General features: G+C 71.8%; 5 protein-coding genes. 2 read left to right on the top strand and 3 right to left on the bottom strand.

Going from position 1 to position 7,886, the window contains the following annotated elements; translation table 11 throughout:
• Positions 1-161: 161 nt before the first annotated feature.
• The 3 genes from ACWGKU_RS38830 to ACWGKU_RS38820 are packed head-to-tail and all read right to left on the bottom strand — an operon-like array spanning position 162 to position 2,205.
• Positions 162-893 (bottom strand): SDR family NAD(P)-dependent oxidoreductase, encoded by a 732-nt coding sequence (locus tag ACWGKU_RS38830; RefSeq protein ID WP_401055347.1) that lies wholly within the window; start codon positions 891-893, stop codon positions 162-164.
• A gap of 20 nt (positions 894-913) precedes the next feature.
• Positions 914-1,900, bottom strand: a complete 987-nt coding sequence (locus tag ACWGKU_RS38825) for a 3-oxoacyl-ACP synthase III family protein (protein ID WP_452178955.1) — start codon at positions 1,898-1,900, stop codon at positions 914-916.
• A gap of 44 nt (positions 1,901-1,944) precedes the next feature.
• Positions 1,945-2,205: a hypothetical protein gene (locus tag ACWGKU_RS38820; protein ID WP_224279085.1), complete on the bottom strand. Its 261-nt coding sequence runs from the start codon at positions 2,203-2,205 to the stop codon at positions 1,945-1,947.
• A gap of 1,834 nt (positions 2,206-4,039) precedes the next feature.
• Between ACWGKU_RS38820 and ACWGKU_RS38815 the strand changes: the two genes are divergently transcribed.
• Positions 4,040-4,933: a class I SAM-dependent methyltransferase gene (locus tag ACWGKU_RS38815; RefSeq protein ID WP_452178954.1), complete on the top strand. Its 894-nt coding sequence runs from the start codon at positions 4,040-4,042 to the stop codon at positions 4,931-4,933.
• A 44-nt stretch (positions 4,934-4,977) separates the two neighbouring features.
• On the top strand, positions 4,978-6,840 hold the full coding sequence (locus tag ACWGKU_RS38810) for a flavin-containing monooxygenase (protein WP_452178953.1): 1,863 nt from the start codon (positions 4,978-4,980) through the stop codon (positions 6,838-6,840).
• Positions 6,841-7,886: the final 1,046 nt, after the last annotated feature.

The raw sequence follows: 7,886 nt of genomic DNA, 5'->3' as shown, positions 1-7,886 counted from the left end.
GCTCCGGGGTGGCCGACTGCCGTGTCCGGGCCCGGGGGCGGGCCGGCCGACTTCCGGCCCCCCGAGGGGCGGGTCGGCCGGCCGACAGGCCGACCGCCCGGGGCGGGCCGGCCCCCGGGGCCCGGGCGGGTGGACGGTCCGTCCGGGGCCCCCGGTGGCGTTCAGGTGATGGAGGCCCCGGAGTCGATGCTGATGACCTGGCCGGTCATGCAGTCCTGGTCGAGGAACAGGGTGATCGAGCGGGCGACCTCGCGCGGGGTGACGAACCGCGGCACCGGGACCTTCTCGCGCATGCCCGCCACGACGTGCTCGGGCAGGGTGTCCGTCATGCCGGTGATCATGAAGCCGGGTGACAGGGCGTTGACGGTCACCCCCCTGCGGCCGCACTCCGCCGCGAGGGTACGGGTCAGCCCGATCAGACCGGCCTTGGACGCCGAGTAGGCGGTCTGCCCGGCGGTGGCGATCAGCGCCGACGGGGAGACGATGTTGACCACCCGCCCCCAGCGCGCCCGCAGCATCGCCGGCACGCACGCACGCGCGGTGTGGAAGGAGCCGACGAGGTTGGTGTCGATCACCTGCCGCCACTGCGCCGGGTCCTGCATCGCCATCAGCGCGTCCTTGCGGATCGCCCCGTTGTTGACGAGCACGTCCACCGGCCCGAGCGCCGCCTTGATCCGCTCGTACATCGCGCCGACCGCGTCCCAGTCCGCGACCGAGCCGGTGACCAGCACGTGCTCGTTGACGAGCTGCGCGGCGACCTTCTCCGCGCCCTCGCGCGAGCTGTTGTAGTGCACCGCGACCCGGCAGCCCGCCGCGTCCAGGGCCAGCGCCAGCTCACTGCCCAGCCCCCCGGAGGCACCGGTGACCAGCGCCACCGGCGACGGCGGCCGCACACCGAAAGCGTCCCGGCCGCTCACCGCGCCACCCCTCCCCACGTCAGCAGGACCGAACCCCACGTCATGCCCGCGCCGAACCCGGCCAGCAGCACCGTGTCACCGTCCTTGATCCGCCCCGCGTCCAGCGCCTCCGCCAACGCGATCGGGATCGACCCCGACGCGGTGTTGCCGTAGCGCTCCAGGTTCGTCACCAGCCGGTCGGCCGGGATACCGGTGTGGGAGAGCACCGAGTTGATGATCCGGATGTTCGCCTGGTGCGGCACCACGTGGTCGACCTGCTCCGGCGTGATCTTCGCCTGCTCCAGCGTCTCGCGGATCGTACGCACCGTGTAGCGCACCGCGTTCAGATAGATCTCGTTGCCGTTGATCTGCGCGTAGTGCAGACCCCGGGCGACGGTGTCCGCGGTGGTCGGCATCCGCGAACCCCCCGCCAGGACCTTCAGACTGTTCTTGCACGAGCCGTCCGCGCCCAGGTTCCACGCCCGGATCCGGTCCACCGCCCCCGGCCGCAGCACCACCGCCCCCGCACCGTCACCCACCAGGATCGACAGGTCCCGGTCGGCGGGGTTCGCGGTCAGCGTGTGCGTGTCCGCGCCGATCACCAGGATCGGACGCGGATCCATCCGCAACAGACCCGCCGCCGTCACCAGCGCGTACACGAACCCGGCACACTCGGAGTTCACGTCGTGCGCGCTGCCCGCGATCGCGAGCTCGTCGTGGACGAACGCCGACGTCGCCGGCGAGGGCTGCTCCGGCGTCGCCGTCGCCACGATCAGATGCGCGATGTCCGCACCCGTCAGCCCCGCGCGCTCCAGCGCCCGGCGCCCGGCCTCCGCGGCCATCGACGCCGTGGTCTGCCCCTCGCCCACCGCCCTGCGTTCACGGATCCCGCACCGCGAGACGATCCAGTGCTCGTCCACACCGAAACGCTGCGCGAGTTCGGCACTGGTCACCACCCGTTCGGGAACCGACATCCCCCAGCCGGTGACGTCGAAACCGCTCACCACGCGACCCCTCTCCCTCTCCCGCTCCGCCGCCGCGCCCGGACTCAGTTACCGGCGGCCGGCACGAGCGCCAGGATCCGCTCGTGGACCACACGCAGCGTCGTGGTGTCGTCGATGTCCGCGAACAGCGACTCGTCCGCCGGAATGTGCGGGTACTGGTTCTGGAAGCCGTACAGCCACTCCATCAGGTCCAGCGAATCGACGTCCGCGATGTGCTGCAACGCCGCGTCCGCGTCGATCTCCTGGGCACCGGAGACCGCCTGGAGCTGCTGGGCCAGGTCCTCGATCGTGGGGATCTGAGACATCAGTGATCGTTCCTCTCCACGCCCACCACACGGTGGACGCCGTCAACGCATCGAAAGAAGCAGGACAGAAAACACAACCGACACACCACCACCCCCGCCCCCGCACCCGCCCACGCCGCCGCCCGCACCCGCACCTCCGCCCGCCACGGACCCCGCCACGGACCCCGCCACGGGCCCCGCACCCCCGGCCCCGGCCCGGCCCCGGCACTCCTCGCACCCCCGACCCCCGGGAACACACCACACACAACCGACAACCAAAAACGGGGGCAGGGCGAACAGGAACACCGACAACAGGCCGGCCGACAGACACGGGACACAACACACGGACAAACGGACGAACAGGCAGGACGGACGAGCGGACGAACAGGCCAGCGGACGAACAGGCGAGCGGACGAACAGGCAGGACGGACGGACAGGCAGGACGGACAGGCAGGACGGGCAGGCGGAACAGCCGGCACCGACAACACCCGGAACACAACGGCGACAGCACCCACAACCCCCGCACCGGCGCACAACACGCCGTCCGGGAACCGAAGCACCCCCCGGGGACGGACCCCGAAAGCCGTGCGTCTTGCCGAAACCGCATGAAACCCGCTCCCACGCAACCGGCCCGCAACCCACCCCGCCCCCACTGCCTTGCGCACCGCTTGCGAGACACGCGCTTACCTGACCCACAACACACCGCACCCGCACGCAACCACCCGCCCCCGGGCAGCACCCGGCCACCCGGCCACCCGGAACCACAAACACCAGGGACGGCGGCCAGACCCGGGCCACCGCCCGAACGGCACCAACCACCCGCCACCACCACCCGGCCCGGCCCGGCCCGGCACACCCCACCACGGACGCCACCGCGCCACCCACACCAACGGCCGACCAAACACCGCACCCGGTCCGGACAACCGACCCACCGCACCCACCGCACCCACCGCACCGGGCAGCACCCAGCCACCCGGCACGACGGGCGCCGAACACACCGAACACAACAGAGCCGCCGACCCCGGGAACCAACCACCCAGGACAGCAGCCCAGTTCGACCGGAAACACCCCACGACGGGCGGCACCCGGCCGCCCGGAACGGCACGGCACGGCACGGCACGGCACCGGGGCGGCTGCCCGGCACGGCCGTCCACCCCGGGACAGCGTCAAACCCCGGGCACCTCGGCCCGGCTCCGCCGGCACACCGCCCACCGGTCAGCACCCAACCACCCGCCCGCGCCAGAAGCCGGGTTCAACCGGCACACCGCACCACGGACGGCACCCGGCCACCCGGCACGACAGGCGCCGAGGGCAGCCGCCCGGCCGACCCGGCCCGGCCCGATCACGGCCGCACCGCGCTCCACGCGCGGCACCGAGGACCACGCACCAGGCACCAAGCACCAGGCACCGCACGCCGGGCCACCCGCGGCCCGGTCCCGGCACAGAACACCGCCCGAGACCGCCCGACCGGCCGCACCACGACCGCAACAACCGGCCCCACCGCCGCCACCGCCGCCACGGCCGCCACGGCCGCCACGGCGGCCCGAGCGGCACCGAAGACCCGGCACCACGCACCACGCACCACGCGCGGCACCGAGGACCACGCACCACGCACCACGCACCACGCACCACGCACCGCGCGCGGCACCGAGGACCACGCACCACGCACCACGCACCACGCGCGGCACCACGCACCACGCACCACGCGCGGCACCGAGGACCACGCACCACGCACCACGCACCGGCCATCGGGCACCGCAGGCCGGGCCACCCGCCACCGCGCGCCGGGCGCCGGCCCCGCCGCCGCCCACCCGTCCGATACCCACCACCACCGTCAACCGAGGGGCCCCATCCCATGACCACCGTCGAAGCCCGCTCCATCAACCCCGACGTCGAGGCCATCCGCCACCACTACGAGGTCCCCAACGAGCTCTACCGGCTCATCCTGGGCCCCACCATGATGTACTCCGGCGGCTACTGGGAGGACGGCGAGGACCTCGTCGCCGTCCTCGACGAGGCCCAGGAACGCAAGCTCGACGCCTTCACCGACCTCGCCCGCGCCGCCCACACCGACACCGTCCTGGACATCGGCTGCGGCTGGGGCACCATGCTCAACCGCCTCACCACCGTCCACGGCGTCAAGAAGGCCGTCGGCGTCACCCTCTCCCGCACCCAGGCCGACTTCGTCGACGCCCTCGCCAACCCCGCCATCCAAGCCCGCGTCGAAAGCTGGGAGGACCACCGCCTCGCCGACGGCCAGGCCCCCTACGACGCCGCGTTCTGCATCAACGCACTCGAACACTTCGTGCTCTCCTCCCTCACCCCCAAGGAGCGCACCCAGCGCTACCGCGTCTTCTTCAAGCAGGTCCACTCCCTCCTCAAGCCCGGCGCCCGCTTCGTCCTGCACACCATGACCGTCGAGAACCCCCCGCTGCGCCGCCAGCTCCTGGACGACCTGAAGTTCCTCCAGCGCGAGGAGTTCGAGGGCTGCCACATCCCGCGCCTGCCCGAACTCGCCGCCGGCCTCGACGGCCTCTTCGAGGTCACCGAGATCCGCAACGAACCCGAGTCCTTCGCCCGCGCCTGCCGCGCCTGGCTCCAACTCCTCGCCGCCCGCCGCGACGAAGCCGTCACCATGACCGACGAGACCACCGTCGCCCGCTTCGAGCGCTACCTCGACATCTTCGCCTACACCCTCGAAGACCACATCTTCAACAACTTCCGCGTCACCCTCACCCGCCGCGCCTGAACCCCGGGCCCACCGAGGACACCCGAGAAGAGGACACCGACGCCATGACCACCACCCCCGCCCCCGACCGCACCACCACCAACACCCCCACCGCCACCCCGGCGGCACCCCCCACAACCCCGGCGGCGGGGGTGACCCCCACCCCCGACACCACCACCGGCGGCACGACCCACGACACCGGCACGACCACCACCACCGACACCACCGACACCGGCACCGGCAGCACCACGGCCACCACCGCCGACACCACCACCACGGACACCATCGCCGGCACCACCACCGCGGGCACCATCACCCTCGGTGCCACGGCCGTCGGTGCCACGGCCGTCGGCGCCGGCCCGGCCACCACGGGCACGGACACCCGCTCGGGCACCACCACCGCGGGAACCGGCCCGGACACATCCCCCGCCACCGCCGCCGGCACCGCCGGCGACCTCGCCGTCCGCCACCTCGAAGTCGCGATCATCGGCGCCGGCATCTCCGGCCTCGGCACCGCCATCGGCCTCCTCAAAGCCGGCATCGACGACTTCCTCGTCTTCGAACGCGCCCACGACCTCGGCGGCACCTGGCGCGACAACACCTACCCCGGCTGCGCCTGCGACGTCCAGGCCCACCTCTACTCCTTCTCCTTCGCCCGCAACCCCGAATGGAAATCCACCTTCGCCACCCGGGCCGAGGTCCACGCCTACCTCAAGAACTGCGCCACCCGCCACGGCGTCGACCCCCACCTGCGCTACGACCACGAACTCCTGGACGCCACCTGGAACGACACCCACCACCACTGGGACATCCGCACACAGCACGGCCGCTACACCGCCCAGGTCCTCGTCACCGGCACCGGCTACCTCTCCGACCCCGCCGTCCCCGACCTGCCCGGCCTCGACACCTTCACCGGCACCGTCTTCCACTCCTCCCGCTGGCGCCACGACCACGACCTCACCGGCCGCAACATCGCCGTCATCGGCACCGGCGCCTCCGCCATCCAGTTCGTCCCCGCCATCCAGCCCCACGCCGCACGCATCGACCTCTACCAGCGCACACCCCCCTGGGTCGCCGCCAAACCCGACAAACCCAACACCCCCCGCCACACCTGGATGCTCCGCCACCTCCCCGGCTACCAACGCTTCCGCCGCGCCTTCAACAAACACGGCCGCGAAATCGTCGCGTTCTTCATGTCCCGCCCCTCCCGCACCACCGGCATGAAGAACATGGCCGCCGGCCACCTCAAAAAATCCGTCCCCGACCCCGCCCTGCGCGCCCGCCTCACCCCCGACTACACCGTCGGCTGCAAACGCCTCCTCTTCTCCAACACCTGGTACCCCGCCATCCAACAACCCAACGTCGACATCGTCTCCGACACCATCACCCACATCGGCCCCACCCACATCACCACCACCGACGGCACCCGACGCCACATCGACACCATCATCCTCGCCACCGGCTTCACCGCCACCGACCGCCCCGTCGCCCACCTCATCCACGGCCGCCACGGACACACCCTCGCCGACACCTGGAACACCCACGGCATGACCGCCCACCGCGGCACCACCATCCACGGCTTCCCCAACCTCTTCATGCTCCTGGGCCCCAACACCACCCTCGGCCACTCCTCGCAAACCGTCATGATCGAAGCCCAGATCACCTACATCCTCGCCGCCCTCAAAACCCTCCGCACCCACCACCTCACCACCCTCGACGTCCACCCCCACGCCCAGACCACCTACAACACCACCCTCCAGAACCGCCTCAAGAACACCGTCTGGAACACCGGCGGCTGCACCAGCTGGTACACCGACACCCACGGCAACAACCCCAACATCTGGCCCACCTACACCTGGCGCTTCCGCCAACAAACCCGCACCTTCGACCTCACCAACTACCAAACCACCACCCACACCACCCCCTGACACCACCCGCCACCCCGCAACACACCCAGCCACCAGCCGGCACCCGCACCACCCGCCACCCGGCGGCACCCGGCTACCGCACCCCCGACCACCAGCGGCACCCCCGCCAGCACCCGCCACCCGCACCACCGGCGCCACCCCCGGCCACCAGCGACACAGACCACCCGCCACACCGGCACTCACCGCACCCCGCACCCCGCACCCCGCACCCCGCACCCCGCACCCCGCACCACCGGGACAGACCGGCCCACACCACAGACCGGCCCACCCGAACAACACCCAGAACACAACACACCGGACGCAGCACCAGCACGACGAGCAAGACCCGAACGACCCGCAGGACCCGCACAACACACAGAACCAGCACGGCAGTCACCAACGACAAAGGCACCACCCCACGCAGGACCGGCCACACCACGACCCGCAGAACCGGCACACACGACACACACGGCACCGCCAGCAATGCCGGCCGGCGGGACCGGCCCGACCGACCCGACCCGCACCAGCACCAGCACCAGCAGGGCCAGCAGGTCAGTTACAGGCGACAGGAACCGCTTCGGCACACACGACCCGAACACCCCGCGCAGCACACAGGACCGGCAGACGGAGCCAGCAGGCAAAAGAACCGGCCCCCGCACCCACACAACCCCCACGACGGCCACCACCCGCAGAACCCGCAGAACCGACGGGCCGGGGCAGGACCGACGGGCCGGGGCAGGACCGACGGGCCGGGGCAGGACCGACGGGCCGGGGCAGGACCGACGGGCCGGGGCAGGACCGGCACCACCGGCACCACCCGCACGGCCGGTACGGCCAGGAGGAACGGTACGGCGAGAACGCCAACCCACCACGCCACCGAACCAGTTGGGACCGGAAGAGCCACCGGGAACGGCAGGCAGAGGAACCGGCCCCCCGCACCAGCACAACAAGCACGACCAGCACCACGGTCACACAAGGCAGCAGCACCCCTGCACGCACGACCGCAACGACCGACAGGACCAGCAGGACCGAAACCACCCACCGGTCGAGCCACCGCCGACAGCACC

The sequence above is a fragment of the Kitasatospora sp. NPDC054768 genome, assembly GCF_053612025.1.
The sequence above is the reverse complement of the archived record's forward strand: the minus strand, read 5'-3'. Positions and strand labels throughout refer to the sequence as shown.